Below are 17,120 nucleotides of genomic sequence, written 5' to 3'. Positions count from 1 at the left end.
GGGCTACGTGGGGCGTTCGGTCGTCTCCGGGTGCCGGCTCTCCGTCGCGAAGAACCTCGAAAGGCCGGTGTCGTGCCGCCCGTCCGGTCCTTCGGGATCCGGTGGTGTGCCCATCTCCCGGTCGAGTCCGTACCGCTCGAACAACTCGGCGCGCAGTACCGGCAGCGGCATCGGGGCGCCCGGTATCAGTGCCGCGTAGACCGCCCCCATCAGCAGTGCGCGCAGCATCGGATAGTCGGCGTCGGTGTTCCTCGAGCCGTGCCGGGTGACGGTGTCCCGCAGCAGTTGTGCCAGCCGCTGCTGCTCGGGGCACTGCACGAACCCCTCGGCGTGCAGCATCCCCGCCATGTGCTGGCGCATCAGCACCGGGTGGTGCACGGTGAGTCCGAGGATCGCGTCGACCGCCCGCGCCATCCTCTCCCTGCCGTCGTCCGTGCGCGGCTCGCGCTCCAGGGCCTCCTCCAGGGTGCGGTGCATCACGCGGTGCACCGCCGACTGCAGGAGTTGCCGCTTGCCCGGAAAGTAGTAGGACACCAGCCCCCGGGCGGAACCCGCCCGGTCGGCGATGTCGCCCAGCGTCGTCGCCTCGTAGCCGCGCTCGCCGACCAGTTCGATCGCCGCCTGCAGAAGCCGCTCACGGGAACGTCTCCGCAATTCTTCATTGACCGAGGCGCTGCGCGGCGACATCCTGGGACTCCTGCGTTGACTGGTTGTCAGCCAACTATACTCAGCGCATCCGGGCCCGTTCCCCTCGGGAGGGTCCGGGGTCGGCGTCTGCCCTGGGCCACACGGGGGATGGTCCAGGGCGGCGCCGAGGTCACCGTCCGCGCACGGCCTCGCGCCAGATCATCCGCGGCACGTTCGGCTTCACGTCCTTCGTGACGACGCCCATCGCCGCGCGCACAAAACGCCGGTCGGCCACCTCCCGCAGCATGGCCGCCGCGAGGTCGGCCCGAGCCGTGAACACGCCGTCCGCGCTGTCCTGCGCGATCCTGTAGCGGGTCGGCTCCGGATGGTCGAAGAGTCCGGACGGCCGGGCGACCGTCCAGTCCAGGGGGCTCTGCCGCAGCACGGCCTCCATGCGGCGCATGTCGTCGTGCGCGGTCCGGGCGAGCACCCGGTTCACATACGGATCCAGCACATGGTTGAAGAAGAAGGCCCCGCTGGGCCGCCAATCCGGGTCCAGGGCGCTGGAACTGACCGCCACCAGCCGCTTCACACCGTGGCGCCCCATCGCCTCGGTGATGGCCCGTGCCGATGCCGAGTAGAGCGTCACCGGCGCCCGGCCCGGCCGGACCCCCAGCGCGGACAGTACGGCGTCGGCACCCTCCACCAAGCCGTCGACCGCGTCCGGGTCGGTGGCGTCGGCGTCGACGACGGTCAGGCCCGCACGCGGGGCCGTCAGATGCGGCCGGCGGGTCACCGCGGTCACCTCGTTGCCGTCCGCCAGTGCCTGGGCGACCAGTTCACGCCCGGTGGGTCCGCCCGCTCCGAAAACGACGATGTGCATGAGGTGTCTCCTCGGGTCGATGGTCTGCTCGTCCCTTGACACTCGCGCCCGGGGGCCGGGATATTCAACGCTGATGAATAAAACGCGCGGTCGTCCACCCGGCCGCCCCGCCACCAAGGCCCGCATCGCCCGCGCCGCCCGGAACCTGTTCCTGGAGCGCGGCTACCAGGGCACGACGCTGCGCGCGGTCGCGGCCGAGGCCGATGTCGACGTGGCGCTCATCGGCTACCACTTCGGTTCGAAGCAGGGTCTGTTCGGCGAGTCGATGAATTTGCGCTGCGGCCGGTCGAACGCGATCGTCGGCGCCCTGACCGGCGACCCGGCGGGACTCGCCGAGCGGCTTCTGGACGCCGTCACCTCGCTGTGGGAGGACCCGTCGGGTGCCGGGTTCGCCGCCATGGACGGCACGGCACTGCGGGACGAGGACGTGATGCGCGTGTTCCGTGAGTTCCTCGAGCGGGAGGTCCTCGGCCGGATCGCGGACCATCTCGGCGGCCGGGACGCCACGGACCGCGCCACGGCCGCGGTGGCGGTGATCGGCGGCCTGATCTTCACGCGCTATCTGAATCCGCTCGGCCCCGTGACGGCGCTGGAGGCGGCGGACGTCCGGCGGATCCTGGGACCGCCGCTGCGGGCCGCCCTGCACGGCCGTCCCCGCGCGGTGAGGCCGTCGGCCCAGGTGTCGCAGAGCCACTGATCCGTCCCTAGAGTGGGCACGAGTCACGAGGAGGCGTAACACACATGGCTGAAGAGCAGATCCTGTCCAGGATCACGGCGATGGTGGACGAGGAGCGCGGTCTGCGGGAGGCGGTGTCGTCCGGCCGGATCGACAGCGCGACGGAGCACGAACGACTCGCCGAGATCGAAAGCGCGTTGGACCAGTGCTGGGACCTGCTGCGCCAGCGCCGCGCGAAGTCCGAGTTCGGTGAGAACCCGGACGACGCCCGCGTCCGCCCGGCGTCGCAGGTCGAGGGCTACCAGGGCTGAGGAGGCGGGAGCCCCGCGTCAGCCGATCAGGCCGAGGACCGGACGGAGCCCGTCCGGTCGTTCGGCCACCGGACGGTGGTCGACGAAGTGGACCGCGCAGCCGAGGTCCGCCGCACCACCGTCCGCGTGGCGGCTGTCGCCGACCATGAGCGTGTCTCCGGGCGCGACGCCGAGTGCGTCGCAGGCCAGGGCGAACAGCCGGGTGTCGGGTTTCTGCACACCGTGCTCGTACGACAGCACGTATGCGTCCACGTAGTGGTCGACGCCGTGCTCCCGGAAGACCGGCCGCAGATCCCAGCCGATGTTGCTGATCACGCCGATGGCGACTCCGCGCGCACGCAGGGCGGCCAGCACCTCGGCGGTGTCCGGGTAGGGCCGCCAGGCGGCAGGCGTCATGTGGCGGTCGTACAGTGCGTCGTGGAGGCCCGGGCCGGGCAGCGGCACCCGGTGGGAGAGGGCCGTGTAGGCGGCCCGGTGCTCCTCGGCGCTGCGGTCCCGCACCACCCAGAGCGCGGCGAGGTCGTCCGGCAGGGGATCCTCGGGAGGGGCGCCTCCGGCCAGTGCGCCCGCGGCCTCCAACCGCTCGGCCGCGCACACGACCTCGGTCTCGGGCAGTGCCGCACCGGCTTCGGCCAGCACCGCGCGCAGCCAGGACTCGGTCGACTCGATGCGGAAGAGGGTGCCGGAGAAGTCGAAGAGCACGCCTTTGATCGCCATGGGTGCGATCTTTTGCGACGCGGCCCGCCAGGTCAAGACGGCCCCGCCGGTGCTGCGGGCTCCTCCTCGCCCGGGCCCCACCGCTCGTACGACGCCACGGCGAGCGTGACCATCAGGGCCCCGAGCAGCCAGCCGCCGACCACGTCCGACGGCCAGTGCACACCCAGCCAGACCCTGGTAAGCCCCACTCCCACGACGGAGACCACCGCCGCCGCCCACGCCATGAGCCGTGTCGCGCCCCCGGCGCCGTACCGGTGCAGGAGCCACAGCAGCAGGCCGCACACCACGGTCGCCGTCATCGCGTGACCGGACGGGAAGGCCGATCCGCGGGCGGAGTCCACCGGGTCGGGCCACACGGGGCGTGCCCGGCCCACCAGTACCTTGAAGGCGTTCTGCACGAGCGCGGCCAGCACGCCGGTGGCGGCCACCCACAGGGCCGTCCGCGGGTCCCGGCGCCGCCACAGCAGCCAGAGGACCGCGGCCGCGGCCAGAATGCGCATGGTGGCCGGGTCCCAGACCCAGTCCGTCAGGATGCGGAACGCACGGGTGGTCCCGCGGTGGGCGAGCGCCGAGCGGTGCAGGGTGCGCGAGACGTCGCCGTCCAGCGCCGTCAACGGGTGCCAGGAGAGCGCGACCAGCAGAAGCAGCGTCAGCGACGCGAGGGACAGGGCCGCGGCGGCGAACACCGCGACCCCGGGGCTCGACCGGTGCGGCGGCGAGTCGACGTGCGCGAGGTGCATGAACCGATCCTCGCCGACACAAGGGGGCCCGGGCCAACACGCAACGGCTATCCGAGGGCCCGCAGCCCCGGGACGAAGGCCACCAGCACCGGGATCACCGGCACGAGCGCCGCGGTCGCCGTCAGCCGCAGCCGGTGTGCGGGCGGCAGCCGGTCCGGGGGAGTGAGCAGACGATGGACGCGCTGCGGCACATGGGCCTGCGGAGTCGGGCACGGCCCGAACACGCCCCGGTCCTCGTTGAGTTCCACCAGGGCGAGAGCGGTGGTGAGGCGGCCGTGGCGGCGGGATGCCATGTCGTCGGCGGCGAGTTCGACGAGCCGGTGCATCTCGTCGCGGAACGCGGCGAACACGGGCACCTGGGGAAACCCGTTGGCCAGTGCGGCGGACGAATGCAGCAGCCAGTCGTGCCGGGCCCGCGCATGACCCTGTTCATGGGCGAGCACGGCGTCCAGCTGCCTGCCCTTCAACCGGCGCAACGCGGCCGTCGTGACGACCAGTCGGGGCGTGGCACCGGACAGCCACCAGGCGTCGGGGCGTTCTCCCTCCAGCACCACCAGCCGGTCGGTGTCGGGTTCCTCGCCGGGCAACAGCGGGGCCCGGACGAGCAGTTCGGCGCGGCTGTGCCGGCGCCGGGCCCGCGCCTGGGCGACCTCCTGGACCAGCATCGCCGCGGTCCACACCCCGCCGCAGGCCAGGGCCACGGCCGTGGTCGCCGCCCACCCGCTCCCGGTGCCCAGCGCATAGGCGTCCACCACCGCGTGCGGCGCCGGGGCGAACACATGGCCCCGCACGGCCTCCCAGGCGGCTGCCGCGCTCAGCGTCATCGACAGTGCGCAGCACACCAGCACGGCCGCCACCACGCACTGCCACATCCACAGGGCGACCACCGGTTCTCGGTCCGGCCAGTCCGCCCGGGCGAGCAGCCGCGGAGCGAGAACGGCGGTCAGGGCGCCGAGCAGCAGCAGTGCCGCGGGGACCATCATGGGCCGAAGCCTATGAGCCGGGTGTCGCGAGGGGATACGTACTGCCGCGGCAAAGTGACGCACGCCACGGTTTGCCGCAGGGCGGCGGGGGCGCCGGCGACGGTACCGCCGGGAGTGCGGTGGGGCCGTCCGGCGCATGCGCCTGCGCCGCGGTTCAGAGCGTGAGGAGCATCGCCACCATGGCGAGGGCCATGGACAGACGGCATACGCGCGCCAACTCCGGCCGGTCTCCCCAGCCGACGGTCCGCGCACCTCCGGCGGCGGCCGCGGCGGTGACCGGGACGAGCCGCACCCCGGACCACAGCACGTACCCCGCGAAATAGAGCAGGAGCACGCCGGTGAGCGGCGCGAGCCCCTCGCGACCGCCGTGCATGTGGTGCCCGGGTGAGGCGGTCATCGCCGCCGCCATGTAGACCATCGCCAACGCACCCACCAGATGGTGCAGATGATGGGTGCTCCTGCGGGCCGTCCACAGGGCTCGCACGGCGGCCCCCGCGAAGACCACCAGGTAGGCCGTCCAGGCCCAGCGGGGTGGCGCGACGACGGCCGCAGGCACGGCCATCACGGCCATCCCGAACCCCATCAGCGCCTCGCCGCCCGCGGCCCGGCGCTGTTCCTCGACGGAACTGCGCATGCGCAGCAGACAGTAGGCCCCGGTCGCCGCACACAGTGCGACGAGCAGCCAGCCGGGCGAAGCCGGTCCGTGCACGGGCGCACCTCCCGCTCGACGGTCTCGGACGGTCGCAGGAGGCATGCCCTTCACCGATGGTGCGCAAGCGAGCGCACAGGGGTACGAGGGGGAGCGCGCGAACGGTTCCGCGGGCCGGGGTCGCGACGGCAAAATATTTCACGAGTAAAACACATGCTAAGCTTTATGGATGAGCAGTGAGATCCCCGGAACCCCCCGAGTGCACCCCCTACCCCTCTCCGGTCTCCTGCGCCTCGGCGGACCCTCGGACATCTGGTTCAAGCCCGCGCTGAGCGTGGTGGCCGCGGTCGCCCCGCCGAATCTCACGCTGCTCGCCGTCGGCCGGCTCGACCTGGCCGTCTACACCATGGCTGGATCCCTGTGCGCCCTCTACGCACACAACCGCCCCTATGCGGCCCGCGCCCGGGTGCTCGCCCTGGTCGTCCTCGGGATGGTCGGCGGCCTCGCCGTGGCCCTGACGGCCGCGTCGCTGACCGCGAACGGGGTGCTGCTGGTGACCGTGGGGGCACTGCTCGCGGCCGTGCAGAAGGCGCTCTGCGACGCGACACGCATCGGCCCGCCGGGCAATGTGATCTTCGCTTTCATCACCTCGGCGTCCCTGTTCGCCCCGCAGTCCCCCGGTCAGGTCCCCGCCCATGTCGCGCTCGCCGCCGCGGCGGGCGTCTGGTCCTGGATCGTGGGCATGGCCCCCGGGCTGCTGCGTCCGCACGGCCCCGAGCGCCGTGCCGTCGCCCAGGCCCTGACCGCGGCGGCCGCCTTCGCCGAGAGCGGGGAGGCCGCGGCGCGGGCCGGTGCCGCGGCGGCCGTGCACAGCGCGTGGCAGTCACTGCTGTCCACCGGTGCCCGCTCCGCGGCCCGGCGCCCCCTCGAACGACTTGTCGTCCGGGCCGAGATCGCGATGGCGGCGCCCGCCGACTCCGACCCGCAGCGGCTGCGCCTCCAGGCCCGTGCCCTGCGGGGCACCGGCCCGCTGCCCCGCCCGGCCGACCCGGGCGGGACGGCCGACCGGCTCTTCGGTGTCGAGGCCGAACTCGACGGGCCGCGGCGCCCATGGCGCCAGGCGCTCGGACCGCTCGCTCCCATCGCCCTGCGCACCGCGCTCGGCTGCGCCCTCGCCGGATACGTCTCGCTGGCGCTCGGCGTCGGCCGTCCGTACTGGGCGCTCGTCACCGCCGCCTCGATCTACCAGGCCAACGTCACGCTCACCTGGCGCCGCGGCATCCAGCGGATCGTCGGCAACCTCGCCGGTGTACTGGTCTTCGCGGCCGTCGCCCCGGTCGTCCACATCGGTCAGCTCGCCCTCGTGGTCTGCTGTCTCGTCCTCAACTTCGGGGCCGAGGCGCTGATCGGGCGCAACTACTGGCTCGGCAGCGTCTGTGTGACCCCGATGGCCCTGTTGATCAGCGAGTTCGCGCGGTACCAGGAGCCCGGCGGCCTGATGGCGGACCGGGTCCTGGACACCCTCATCGGGGCGCTGGTCGGTTTCGCCGCCGCGATCGCCGTCACCAACAGGCGCGCCGGCGACCGCATCGAACACACCCTCGCTGCCGTGGAACGGGCCCGTGGGCGTGCGGCCGCTGTCATGGCCGCGGAGCACCCGGAGCCGCGCGCCCTGGAATCCGCGCGCCGGGACCTGGCCGCCGCCGTGACGGACCTGCGCGCCGCCGCCGACGCCGCTGCGGGCGAATGGTGGCAGCGCGCACTGCCGCAGGAGCGGGTGCTGCAGGCGGAGCGGGCCGGACACCGTACGCTCGCAGCGACGGTACGACGCCAGGGACTGCACACGTCGGAAGGCACACGGGTATGACGGCGGCGAACGGACGGGCGGCCTCAGGGAACCGTGCGGTCGGGCGGAGGGACACGGACGGCGGCGCGGACGACCGCCCGGGCGCGGGAAGGGACGTGCGGGCCGCGGGCAGTGGCGCGGCCGGGCAGGGTAACGACATCGTCGCCGCCGTGGTGCGCCAGTGGCACCTCGTCCGCCCCGACATCGACACCGGGCCCATGGAGATCATCGGCCGTATCAACCGCTGCGCCGCCCTGCTCCAGCAGGCGGAGGACGCGCCGCTGCGCCGCGCCGGGCTCACCCGGCCGGAGTTCGACGTCCTTGGCACACTGCGGCGCACAGGGCACGAACTGACACCCGGTGAACTCGCCCGCGAGACCTTCTCCTCCGGGGCCGCCGTCACCAAGCGCCTGAAGCAGCTGACCGAGCGCGGTCTGGTCGAGCGCCGCGGGGACGACAGGGACCGCCGGGTCGCCCACGTCCGGCTCACCGACGCCGGCCGCGCCCTCGTGGACGGGGTCCTGCCCGAGCAACTCTCCTACGAGAGAAGCGTCCTGTCCGGCCTCGACGACGGGGGACAGCACACACTCGCGGCGCTGCTCGGCGAACTGCTGGTCCTGTTGGAGGGCCGGCTCGGCGCGTCGCGGAGCTGACCGCTTCGGCGACCGCGGCCCACCGGTGTGCCGCGCGCTCGGCCCTCGCTGTTCCGCCGCGTGGATGCCGGCGTACGCACCCTGTGCGTCCTCGGGCAGCGCGAAGCGCGGTCCGTCCGGGACCGACGCCGGCTCCGGCAGGAGACCGGCGCCCGTCCGGGCGGGTCGGAAACGGTGCGCACAGGCAGCGCACCGTGCCCGGTCGGCCCCGCGGCCCCGCCGCCGGCCCGTACCCGCGTCCTTGTGATGGGCATCAGATCCCCGGGCGGCACCGCAAGGGATGATCGGCCGGGACCTCCACGAGCACGATCTCCGTGCCGTCCGGGTCCTCGATCCACATCTCGATCAGGCCCCACGGCTCCTCGACGGGCGGCCGGACGATGCCGACGCCTGCGTCTGCCAGCTCCCGGTGCGCGGCGGCCACGTCCGGCACCTGCAGCCAGAGTTTCAGCGCGGGGGACGGCGGGACCTCGCTGTGCCCCGCCACCTCCAGGAAGCCTCCGCCGAGGAAGTACACGACCCCGCGCTCCGGTCCCGTGCCGAACTCCCGGTACACCGGGAGCCCGAGTTTCTCGCCGTAGAAGGTGCGGGAGCGGTCCGGATCGGTCGGGCGCAGGAGGGTGCGGCTGCTCAGAACGTGGACCATGCAACGGGAGCCTAGTGGGAGGGCTACCCTCGTCGATGCCCACGCCGCGCCACCGATTCGGAGAGACAGCCATGGACAGCGCCGCCCTCGCCACCCCCGGCCTGACCTTCCGCGACGCCACCGACGCGGACGTCGACGCACTGGTCGCACTGATCGAGTCGGCCTACCGCGGTGACTCGAGCCGGGCCGGCTGGACCACCGAGGCGGACATCCTGGAAGGGCAGCGCACCGACGCCGAGGGCGTGCTCGAGGTCATCAAGTCGCCCGACAGCCGGCTGCTCACCGTGGAGCGCGATGGCGCGGTCGTCGCCTGCTGCCAGCTCGAACACCGCGGCGACAGCGCCTACTTCGGCATGTTCGCGGTCAGCCCCGTGCTCCAGGGCGCGGGCCTGGGCAAAGAGATCATCGCCGAGGCCGAGCGGGCGGCACGCGCGGACTGGGGCGTCACGCAGATGCAGATGACGGTGATCTCCGTCCGCGAGGACCTCATCGCCTGGTACGAGCGCCGCGGCTACCGCCGTACGGGACAGATGAGCCCCTTCCCGTACGGCGACGAGCGCTTCGGCGTCCCGCAGCGCGACGACCTGCAGTTCGAGCTGCTGGTCAAGCCGCTGGTCTGACGCCGGGAGCGGGGCCCGGCCGGGTGACGCTCACGCGGTGAACCGGCCGGTCCGCCTGATCTCCGGGTAGTCGGTCGTGGCGCCGTCCAGTTCCAGGGCGCGCACCAGCCGCAGGTGGTCCAGCGTGTTCACGACCCAGGCGATGATCTTCAGATCGGCCTTGCGGGCGTGCTCGACGACCTCGAGGGTCAGCCGGCGGATGTTGAGGCAGACCGTGGCGGCGCCGGCCTCGACGGCGCGCTCCACGATGTCGGTCCCGTAGCGGCTGGCGATCAACGCGGTGCGCACGCCCGGTACGAGCCGGGCGATCTCGGCGACCGCCTCGTCGTGGAACGACGACACCTCGACCCGGCCGACGAGGTCCCGGCGGCGCATCACCTCGGCCAGCGCCCGTGCGGCCGCCACGTCCTTGATCTCCGCCTGGAGCGGCGTCCCGACCGCGTCGAGGACCTCCTCGAAGACCGGCACGCGCTCCCCGCGGCCGGCGTCGAGTGCGCGCAGTTCCGCGAGGGTCTTCTCGGTGATCGCCCCCGAGCCGTCGGTTGTACGGTCCACTTCGGCGTCGTGCATGACCACGAGAGCGCCGTCCTTGCTCAGATGCAGATCGAGTTCGATCAGGTCCAGGCCTGCGCGCTCGGCGGCGAGGAAGGACCTGAGGGTGTTCTCGGGCTCGACACCCATGACTCCGCGGTGACCGATGGTGAGGAAGTTCAAGGTTCAACTCGCTTCCGTCGACGGCGGCTCGGTTGCCACGCGGCGTTCCCGCGACCGGCGTGGCACGGCGGCAGCCTAGTGGCCCGGGTCCGAGGTGAACCCGCTCGTACGCGGGCCAATGGGTGCCGAGCGCGGCGTGAATCCTGAGCGAACCGGCGACCGTGTGTCACCCCTGGGTGGGCGCGTCACGCCTGTGTTGACGCCTGTGCCGTCGCTCGTGTGTGGCCGATTGTCGCCCTCGCTCCCGTGCCGCTCCGCGACGGCCGTCGGGCCTGGCCGGCGTGACGGGGTGGGTCGCGCAACGGCGGTGTCGGCCCGGGCCGCGCCCGCCCGGGCATCCCCGTGCACGGCGAACTCGTCGTCGGCGGCGTGACCGACAGGAAAAAGCGCGGTGGAGCCGGGGGGATGGCAGGATAATTTCCCGATCGTCTACTTGCTGGGAGAAAGCTTGTACGCATACGGTGTCCTTACGCGAGGTTCTCCCGTGGAGGTCGGGTCATGACGGAAATTCTTGTGCAGGTGGGTCCGGAGGGGCAGGTTGCTCCGGTGAGCAGGGTGGTGGATCACCCGGCTTGGCCCGTGCTCAAGGGTGCCGTGGAACAGATTCGGCCATGGCAGTCCAAGGACGGCTCGATCGACTTCGAGGCGGACGGCGCGCCGACCGTCACGCAGGCCGAGCGCGTCGTCGGCCGGGTGGCCGACGCCGTCGCGGAGCTCTCCGGGCTGCTGCCGCACGACTCCGCCTACCACGAGGCGCTCGTGAAGGACCTGCGCCGATGGGCCGAGGACGGCTTCCCGGTGCCCGACTTCCTGGACTCGCTGCTGGCCTTCCAGCCCGCCGCGGACCGCCGGGACGGCCTGCAGCACCTGGTCGTCTTCCCGATGTACACGCAGAACGGCAACCCGGACCGCAATCTCGAGGCGGTCGTGCTGCGCATGGTCTGGCCCGAGTGGCTCGCCGATCTGGAGGCCACCCGGTACGACAACCCGCTGTTCTGCGGCATCACCTTCGAGGACTTCACGGCGGGCTACGACACCAACTCGGCCGTCCTCTTCCCCGAGACCATCGCCGTGCGCGAGGCGCCCGAGCGCTTCTCCTGGGGCGGCATCTTCTGCGACCGCGAGGCCGCCCGCTTCCGCCGGGTCACTGCGGCCGCCGTGGACCTCCTCGGCCTGGAGCTGCCGGAGGACATCGCGGCGATGGTGCACGACCAGGACCGCTGCCAGCAGGCGTTCGTCCTGTGGGACATGGTCCACGACCGCACCCACAGCCACGGTGACCTGCCGTTCGACCCGTTCATGATCAAGCAGCGCCAGCCGTTCTGGATGTACGGCCTCGAGGAGCTGCGCTGTGACCTCACGGCCTTCAAGGAGGCGGTGAAGCTGGAGGGCGACGGCTTCCCGCAGGGCCGCGACGTGCAGTACGCGGTGCTCTTCGACCGCATGTTCCGCTTCCCGGTCACCGGCGAGCGCGTGCGCAACTACGACGGCCTCGGCGGCCAGCTGCTCTTCGCCTACCTGCACAAGCACGACGTCGTCCGCTGGACCGACAACAGGCTGTCCATAGACTGGCAGCGTGCCCCGCGGATCACCAACCAGCTGTGCACCGAGATCGAGACGCTGTACCGCGAGGGCATCGACCGCCCCAAGCTCGTCCACTGGTTCAAGGCGTACGAACTGGTCTCCACCTACCTCGCCCCGCACCCCGGCTCCCGCTGGGCCAAGGGCCCGGATGCGCTCGACCTCACCCTGCCGCCGCGTAAGCTCGTGGACGACGTGCTTCCGGACGAGTTTCCGCTGAGCATGTTCTATGAGGCGCTCCAGAAGAAGCTGAAGAACGTGATCGCCTCCACCAGGGGCATCACCGCGGACGCGGCCGAGCAGGCAGCCGCGTGAGCGCTCGCGCAGTGCGTACGGGTGATGCAGCGGACGCTGCTCGGGAGGCGAGGATCATGCGGAACGGGAACGGGGCACTGAGCGGCGCGGTGATCGCGGTGGCGGGCGCGGGCGGACCCGCCGGCCGGGCGACGCTGCAGCGGCTGGCCGAGGCGGGCGCGACCGTGGTGGGTTCGGACAACGACCCCGAGCGCCTCGCGGAGGCGGTGGACGCGGCCCGCTACGCGCACGGCGGCGCCACCGTCATCGGGGACACCGTCGACCTGCTCGATCTGAAGTCCACCCGCGACTGGGCCTCCCACATCGAGAAGGACTTCGGGCACGTCGACGGGCTCGTGCACCTCGTCGGAGGCTGGCGCGGCAGCGAGACCTTCACCAAGACCAGCCTCGACGACTGGGACTTCCTGGACCTGCTGCTCATCCGCACCGTGCAGCACACCTCCCTCGCCTTCTTCGACGCCCTCCAGCGCAGCGACCGCGGCCGGTACGTCCTGATCAGCGCCGCGGGTGCGACCAAGCCCACCGCGGGCAACGCCTCCTACGCCGCGGCCAAGGCCGCCGCCGAGGCATGGACGCTCGCCATGGCCGACGCCTTCCGCAAGACGGGGGGTGCCGAGGGACCGACGTCGGCGGCTGGGATCCTGGTGGTGAAGGCGCTGGTGCACGACGCGATGCGCGCCGACCGCCCCAACGCGAAGTTCGCGGGCTTCACGGACGTCGAGGACCTGGCCGAGGCCATCGCCGAAGTCTGGGAGAAGCCCGCCGCCGAAGTGAACGGAAACCGTCTGTGGCTCACCGAGACGCCGTGAACCCTCCCAGGACCGACGCGCGTCGCCATCACGACCCGGAGGTCCGCGGTTTCGCGAGCGACAACTACGCCGGGGCGCACCCGGAGGTGCTCGCCGCGCTGTCCGTGGCCAACGGCGGGCACCAGGTGGCGTACGGGGAGGACGACTACACGGAGAACCTCCAGGGGATCGTCCGCGGTCACTTCGGCGCCACGGCGGAGGCCTTCCCGGTCTTCAACGGCACCGGTGCGAACGTCGTCGCGCTCCAGGCGGTCACCGACCGCTGGGGTGCGGTGATCTGCGCCGAGAGCGCGCACATCAACGTGGACGAGGGCGGCGCCCCCGAGCGCATGGGCGGCCTCAAGCTGCTCACCGTGCCCACGCCGGACGGCAAGCTCACCCCCGAGCTGATCGACCGGCAGGCCTACGGCTGGGAGGACGAGCACCGCGCGATGCCGCAGGTCGTCTCGATCACCCAGAGCACCGAACTGGGCACCCTCTACACCCCCGACGAGATCCGTGCGATCTGCGAGCACGCCCATGCGCACGGGATGAAGGTGCATCTGGACGGCTCCCGGATAGCGAACGCTGCCGCCTCCCTGAACGTGCCGATGCGGACGTTCACCAACGCCGTCGGCGTCGACATCCTCTCCCTCGGCGGGACGAAGAACGGTGCGCTGTTCGGCGAGGCGGTCGTCGTCATCAACCAGGACGCCGTGCGCCACATGAAGCACCTGCGCAAGCTGTCCATGCAGCTCGCATCCAAGATGCGCTTCGTGTCCGTGCAGCTGGAGGCCCTGCTCGCCAAGGACCTGTGGCTGCGCAACGCCCGCCACGCCAACGAGATGGCGCAGCGTCTGGCGGAGGGTGTGCGCGCGGTCCACGGCGTCGAGATCCTCTACCCGGTACAGGCCAACGCCGTGTTCGCCCGCCTGCCGCACGAGGTCGGTGAGCGCCTGCAGAAGCGCTTCCGGTTCTACTTCTGGGACGAGGCCGCGGGTGACGTCCGCTGGATGTGCGCCTTCGACACGCGAGAGGACGACGTGGACCGTTTCGTCGCCGCCCTCAAGGAGGAGATGGCGCGCTGACCGCGTCGCTCCGATTGCATAAGTGTGCGGCCGACCGAAAATCAATCGACTGAGGGTCGGTCGCATTCCTATGCTCTGCCGGCATGGAGCTGATCCAGCAGACCCCGGACCTTTCCGCTTACTTGGTCGCTGACGAGGCGATCGACCACCATCATCCGGTGGTGCGCGAGACGGCCGCGCGACTCGCCGGCCGGGCAGCGGACTCGTATGCCTATGCGCGCGCGGCGTATGAATTCGTGCGTGACGCCATTCCGCACTCCGCCGACAGCGGCGATCCACGCGTCACCTGGCGCGCCTCCGACGTCATCGGGCAGCGCACCGGCATCTGCCACGCCAAGGCCCATGCCCTGGCCGCCCTGCTGCGTGCCGAGGACATCCCGACGGCCCTGTGCTACCAGCGACTCCTGCACGACGGCGGCGGCCATGTCGTGCACGGCCTGGTCGCCGTGCGGTTCGACGGTGCGTGGCATCGGCAGGACCCGCGCGGCAACAAGCCGGGCGTCGACGCCCGCTTCTCCCTCCACGGGGAGCACCTGGCCTGGGTTCCCGACAAGAAGTCCAATGAAGCGGACTATCCAGTCCTGTATGCTGTACCTCATCCGGTTGTGCTCGGTGCGCTCAAGGCCGCTCGAGACCGGCCGGCCCTCTGGAAGACGCTCCCCACCGCACTCTGAGGCAAGGCGATGACCACCACCCTGACCGTGTCCGACGCGGTGCGCGCCCTCGCGCCCGGCTTCACCCATGTGGCGATCGAGGCACACGACCTGGTGAACGGGCCCAGCACCGAGGGCACTTCGGCCCTGCTCGACGACGCGGCCCGCCGCCTCGCGGCCCGGCTGGAGGGGCGCGCCTCGCACGAGGACCCGCACATGGCGGCCTGGCGGGAGGTGTACACGGCCTTCGGGGCCAAGCCGTCGCGCACCCGCAACTCGGCCGAGGCGCTGGCGAAGCGGGCACTGTCGGACAGCGGTCTGCCCCGGATCAATGTGCTCGTCGACATCTACAACGCGATCAGCGTCGCCCATCTGATCCCGGTCGGAGGCGAGGACCTGGACCTGATCCAGGGCGCCATGCACCTTGTGCGGGCCTCGGGTGAGGAGGACTTCGTGACCGTCGCGGGCGGCGAGGTGACCGTCGAGCATCCCGAGGCCGGCGAGGTGGTCTGGTGTGACGGATCCGGTGTGACCTGCCGCCGCTGGAACTGGCGCCAGGGGCCGCGCACCCGGCTCACCGAGGCTTCGACCTCGGCGCTCTTCCTGCTGGAGAGTCTGGCTCCGATGCCGGTGGCCGACGTCGAGAACGCCGGCGCGGAACTCGCCGAACTGCTGGAGAAGTTCAGCCCCGGGGCGCGGATCACCGTCCACGCCCCGGCGTGACACCGGTCAGTGCGCCTCGACGGCGCGCAGCTGCTCCGGGGTCGGCGCCGTCCCGCCGAGGTGGGCGGGCATCCACCAGGTGTCGTCCGGCGTCCTGGGCCGCACGGGGTAGGCGCGCTGCGCGGCCTCCAGCAACTCCTGTACCCGCTCGCGCAGCTGGCGGGTGAGCGCCCCGGCGTACGTGTCGCGCGAGGCCTCGACCGCCTCGCCGACCCGGATCGTGATCGGGGTGTGGCTGCGACGGAAGTTGCGCGGGTGCCCCTTGGTCCAAAGGCGCTGCGTACCCCACAGAGCCATCGGGATCAGCGGGACGCCGGCCTCCTGGGCAAGGCGCACGGCGCCCGACTTGAAGCTCTTCAGGGTGAAGGACTGCGAGATCGTGGCCTCCGGGAACACCCCGATGACCTCGCCCGACTTCAGCGAGTCCAGTGCGTGGGCGTAGGCAGCCTCACCCTGCTTGCGGTCCACCGGGATGTGCTTCATGGCGCGCATCAACGGGCCGGAGAGCTTGTGCCGGAAGACGGACTCCTTGGCCATGAAGCGCACCAGGCGTTTCTGCTGGAGCGCCGCGAGGCCGTTGAAGATGAAGTCCAGATAGCTGATGTGGTTGCTCACCAGCACCGCACCGCCCGAGCGCGGGATGTTCTCCGCCCCCTTGCAGTCGATCTTCAGGTCCCATGCCTTGAACGTCGTGAGGGCGAGACCGATGACGGGACGGTAGACGAGCTCAGCCATGGCCGGGACGGACCCTTCTCTCTGTCTGGGAAGGGACTCCCAGCCGAAGTTACGCAGCCGTAGGTTTACGGCTTGTCGCAGATCGTGCCCGAAGAACGGACGCGGGGCCAGTCCTGGTGCCCCCGGGCGGCGAGATCCTCGTCACGTCACCCGTGTGCACCACGGCGGCTGTCGGCCCCGTCCTACCGACCCCGCACCGCTGTTCGCCGTACGAGCAGATACAACTCGCAGCCGAGGCAGTACCCGAACACCGCGTTGAGGAAGGCGGCGGCGAGCGCGAGCCCCGTCGCGGCCTGCCCGAGCCACTGCGGTCCCACGGTGTACCCCACGAGCCCGACGGCCGCGAAGGCCAGCCCGACCGCCTGGGCGAACTGCGGTGGCTGCGGCGCCTCGAACTCCGTCGGCGGCCCGATCCGCGGCCGGACCAGGGTTCGGAAGAGCAGGCCGTAGGGTGACCGGGGCACACCCCCGGCCGCACCCAGCGCGAACGCCAGGAGCTGCCAGGCAAGCAGCCACCCGCTGCCGGTGATCAGGACGATCACCAGCACCACTGTTGTCAGGGCCGCCCCGAAGCGCGGTCCTCTCGCATCGATGTCCATGAATCGAGCATTCCGCAGGGAAGACGTTTCGTGGAGGCGGGAATCTTTGCAGTCCTGTGAATGCTGGAGCAGGTGATGACCGGACTTGTGGTGTGTGTGGCCGTGCTCGTGCTGGCGAGTGCCTACGGTGTGCTGCACCGGCGGCGGAGCGGGAGAGTGAGAGTGCGCGGGCGGGACGACGGAAAGCGGCTCGGTGCCGCCGAGTTGGGTGACGGGCTCGGCGAGCGGGCGACGCTCGTGCAGTTCTCCAGTGCCTTCTGCGCACCCTGCCGGGCGACGCGGCGGACCCTGACCGAGGTGGCCGCGATGGTCCCCGGTGTCACCCATGTGGAGATCGACGCCGAACAGCGTCTCGAACTCGTGCGCGCGCTGGACATCCTCAAGACACCGACCGTGCTCGTCCTGGACGCGGACGGCAGGATCGTGCGCCGTGCGACCGGTCAGCCCCGCAAGGCGGATGTGATCGCCGCGCTGGGCGAGGCGGTCTGACGCCCTCTCGGCCGGCCGGCAGGACCCGTGCCGGTCTCCGCGGCGCGAGCGGGAGGCGGACGATGAGGTATCTCCCAGATCTCC

21 protein-coding genes are annotated in these 17,120 nt (G+C 71.7%); 11 read left to right on the top strand and 10 right to left on the bottom strand.

What is annotated here, in order from left to right:
• Nucleotides 1–3: 3 nt before the first annotated feature.
• A complete protein-coding gene (locus ACSHXN_RS06880; RefSeq protein ID WP_356112694.1) occupies nucleotides 4–687 on the bottom strand; it encodes a TetR/AcrR family transcriptional regulator in 684 nt (227 codons plus the stop codon).
• A 130-nt stretch (nucleotides 688–817) separates the two neighbouring features.
• Entirely contained in the window at nucleotides 818–1,510 is a 693-nt protein-coding gene (locus ACSHXN_RS06875; protein ID WP_438302802.1) for an NAD(P)-dependent oxidoreductase, read from the bottom strand.
• Between the two features lie 73 nt (nucleotides 1,511–1,583).
• Here ACSHXN_RS06875 and ACSHXN_RS06870 point away from each other — a divergent pair, with 73 nt between their 5' ends.
• Both ACSHXN_RS06870 and ACSHXN_RS06865 read left to right on the top strand, forming a co-directional pair.
• Nucleotides 1,584–2,207 (top strand): TetR family transcriptional regulator, encoded by a 624-nt coding sequence (locus tag ACSHXN_RS06870; RefSeq protein ID WP_383354408.1) that lies wholly within the window; start codon nucleotides 1,584–1,586, stop codon nucleotides 2,205–2,207.
• A gap of 44 nt (nucleotides 2,208–2,251) precedes the next feature.
• Entirely contained in the window at nucleotides 2,252–2,497 is a 246-nt protein-coding gene (locus ACSHXN_RS06865) for a DUF2630 family protein (protein ID WP_355135606.1), read from the top strand.
• 18 nt (nucleotides 2,498–2,515) lie between these two features.
• On the opposite strand, the gene ACSHXN_RS06860 is transcribed toward ACSHXN_RS06865, so the two are convergent.
• From ACSHXN_RS06860 to ACSHXN_RS06845, 4 genes are all read right to left on the bottom strand, one after another.
• Nucleotides 2,516–3,214 carry an HAD family hydrolase gene (locus ACSHXN_RS06860; RefSeq protein ID WP_438302801.1) on the bottom strand — a complete coding sequence of 233 codons (699 nt, stop codon included), beginning with the start codon at nucleotides 3,212–3,214 and terminating at the stop codon, nucleotides 2,516–2,518.
• Nucleotides 3,215–3,246: 32 nt separating this feature from the next.
• On the bottom strand, nucleotides 3,247–3,954 hold the full coding sequence (locus tag ACSHXN_RS06855; protein ID WP_355135602.1) for a phosphatase PAP2 family protein: 708 nt from the start codon (nucleotides 3,952–3,954) through the stop codon (nucleotides 3,247–3,249).
• A gap of 47 nt (nucleotides 3,955–4,001) precedes the next feature.
• Nucleotides 4,002–4,937 carry a M56 family metallopeptidase gene (locus ACSHXN_RS06850; RefSeq protein WP_438302800.1) on the bottom strand — a complete coding sequence of 312 codons (936 nt, stop codon included), beginning with the start codon at nucleotides 4,935–4,937 and terminating at the stop codon, nucleotides 4,002–4,004.
• 154 nt (nucleotides 4,938–5,091) lie between these two features.
• On the bottom strand, nucleotides 5,092–5,646 hold the full coding sequence (locus ACSHXN_RS06845) for a DUF5134 domain-containing protein (RefSeq protein WP_356112686.1): 555 nt from the start codon (nucleotides 5,644–5,646) through the stop codon (nucleotides 5,092–5,094).
• Nucleotides 5,647–5,815: 169 nt separating this feature from the next.
• Between ACSHXN_RS06845 and ACSHXN_RS06840 the strand changes: the two genes are divergently transcribed.
• Both ACSHXN_RS06840 and ACSHXN_RS06835 read left to right on the top strand, forming a co-directional pair.
• Nucleotides 5,816–7,453, top strand: coding sequence for an FUSC family protein (locus ACSHXN_RS06840; protein WP_438302799.1), 1,638 nt, complete (start codon nucleotides 5,816–5,818; stop codon nucleotides 7,451–7,453).
• Nucleotides 7,450–8,085 (top strand): MarR family winged helix-turn-helix transcriptional regulator, encoded by a 636-nt coding sequence (locus tag ACSHXN_RS06835; protein WP_356294619.1) that lies wholly within the window; start codon nucleotides 7,450–7,452, stop codon nucleotides 8,083–8,085. Before ACSHXN_RS06840 ends, ACSHXN_RS06835 begins: the two co-directional genes overlap by 4 nt.
• Before the next feature lie 253 nt (nucleotides 8,086–8,338).
• Here the strand turns inward: ACSHXN_RS06835 and ACSHXN_RS06830 are convergent, their stop codons facing one another.
• The gene (locus tag ACSHXN_RS06830) at nucleotides 8,339–8,731 is read right to left on the bottom strand and encodes a VOC family protein (protein ID WP_438302798.1); all 393 of its coding nucleotides are present in this window, start codon (nucleotides 8,729–8,731) and stop codon (nucleotides 8,339–8,341) included.
• Nucleotides 8,732–8,802: 71 nt separating this feature from the next.
• Between ACSHXN_RS06830 and ACSHXN_RS06825 the strand changes: the two genes are divergently transcribed.
• Nucleotides 8,803–9,351, top strand: a complete 549-nt coding sequence (locus ACSHXN_RS06825) for a GNAT family N-acetyltransferase (protein WP_355135590.1) — start codon at nucleotides 8,803–8,805, stop codon at nucleotides 9,349–9,351.
• Between the two features lie 30 nt (nucleotides 9,352–9,381).
• Here ACSHXN_RS06825 and ACSHXN_RS06820 read toward each other — a convergent pair whose 3' ends face one another.
• Nucleotides 9,382–10,065: a glycerophosphodiester phosphodiesterase gene (locus ACSHXN_RS06820; protein WP_356112680.1), complete on the bottom strand. Its 684-nt coding sequence runs from the start codon at nucleotides 10,063–10,065 to the stop codon at nucleotides 9,382–9,384.
• A gap of 498 nt (nucleotides 10,066–10,563) precedes the next feature.
• Between ACSHXN_RS06820 and ACSHXN_RS06815 the strand changes: the two genes are divergently transcribed.
• From ACSHXN_RS06815 to ACSHXN_RS06795, 5 genes are all read left to right on the top strand, one after another.
• Nucleotides 10,564–11,961: a DUF6421 family protein gene (locus ACSHXN_RS06815; protein ID WP_355135586.1), complete on the top strand. Its 1,398-nt coding sequence runs from the start codon at nucleotides 10,564–10,566 to the stop codon at nucleotides 11,959–11,961.
• Between the two features lie 56 nt (nucleotides 11,962–12,017).
• Complete coding sequence (locus tag ACSHXN_RS06810) at nucleotides 12,018–12,770, top strand: SDR family NAD(P)-dependent oxidoreductase (protein WP_355135584.1); 753 nt, start codon at nucleotides 12,018–12,020, stop codon at nucleotides 12,768–12,770.
• Nucleotides 12,767–13,837: a threonine aldolase family protein gene (locus tag ACSHXN_RS06805; RefSeq protein WP_355135582.1), complete on the top strand. Its 1,071-nt coding sequence runs from the start codon at nucleotides 12,767–12,769 to the stop codon at nucleotides 13,835–13,837. The genes ACSHXN_RS06810 and ACSHXN_RS06805 overlap by 4 nt, the downstream gene beginning before the upstream one ends.
• An 83-nt stretch (nucleotides 13,838–13,920) precedes the next feature.
• Entirely contained in the window at nucleotides 13,921–14,511 is a 591-nt protein-coding gene (locus ACSHXN_RS06800) for a transglutaminase family protein (protein WP_355135580.1), read from the top strand.
• A gap of 9 nt (nucleotides 14,512–14,520) precedes the next feature.
• Nucleotides 14,521–15,213 (top strand): B3/B4 domain-containing protein, encoded by a 693-nt coding sequence (locus ACSHXN_RS06795; protein ID WP_438302797.1) that lies wholly within the window; start codon nucleotides 14,521–14,523, stop codon nucleotides 15,211–15,213.
• Between the two features lie 6 nt (nucleotides 15,214–15,219).
• Here the strand turns inward: ACSHXN_RS06795 and ACSHXN_RS06790 are convergent, their stop codons facing one another.
• Nucleotides 15,220–15,948 (bottom strand): lysophospholipid acyltransferase family protein, encoded by a 729-nt coding sequence (locus ACSHXN_RS06790; protein WP_115976812.1) that lies wholly within the window; start codon nucleotides 15,946–15,948, stop codon nucleotides 15,220–15,222.
• Nucleotides 15,949–16,130: 182 nt separating this feature from the next.
• Complete coding sequence (locus tag ACSHXN_RS06785; protein ID WP_355135576.1) at nucleotides 16,131–16,547, bottom strand: DUF4395 domain-containing protein; 417 nt, start codon at nucleotides 16,545–16,547, stop codon at nucleotides 16,131–16,133.
• A gap of 75 nt (nucleotides 16,548–16,622) precedes the next feature.
• On the opposite strand from ACSHXN_RS06785, the gene ACSHXN_RS06780 reads away from it, so the two are divergent.
• The gene (locus ACSHXN_RS06780) at nucleotides 16,623–17,036 is read left to right on the top strand and encodes a TlpA family protein disulfide reductase (protein ID WP_059127600.1); all 414 of its coding nucleotides are present in this window, start codon (nucleotides 16,623–16,625) and stop codon (nucleotides 17,034–17,036) included.
• The last annotated feature ends 84 nt before the right edge of the window (nucleotides 17,037–17,120 follow it).

The sequence above is a fragment of the Streptomyces sp. HUAS TT11 genome (assembly GCF_051553595.1).
Lineage (GTDB): Bacteria > Actinomycetota > Actinomycetes > Streptomycetales > Streptomycetaceae > Streptomyces.
The sequence above is the reverse complement of the archived record's forward strand: the minus strand, read 5'-3'. Positions and strand labels throughout refer to the sequence as shown.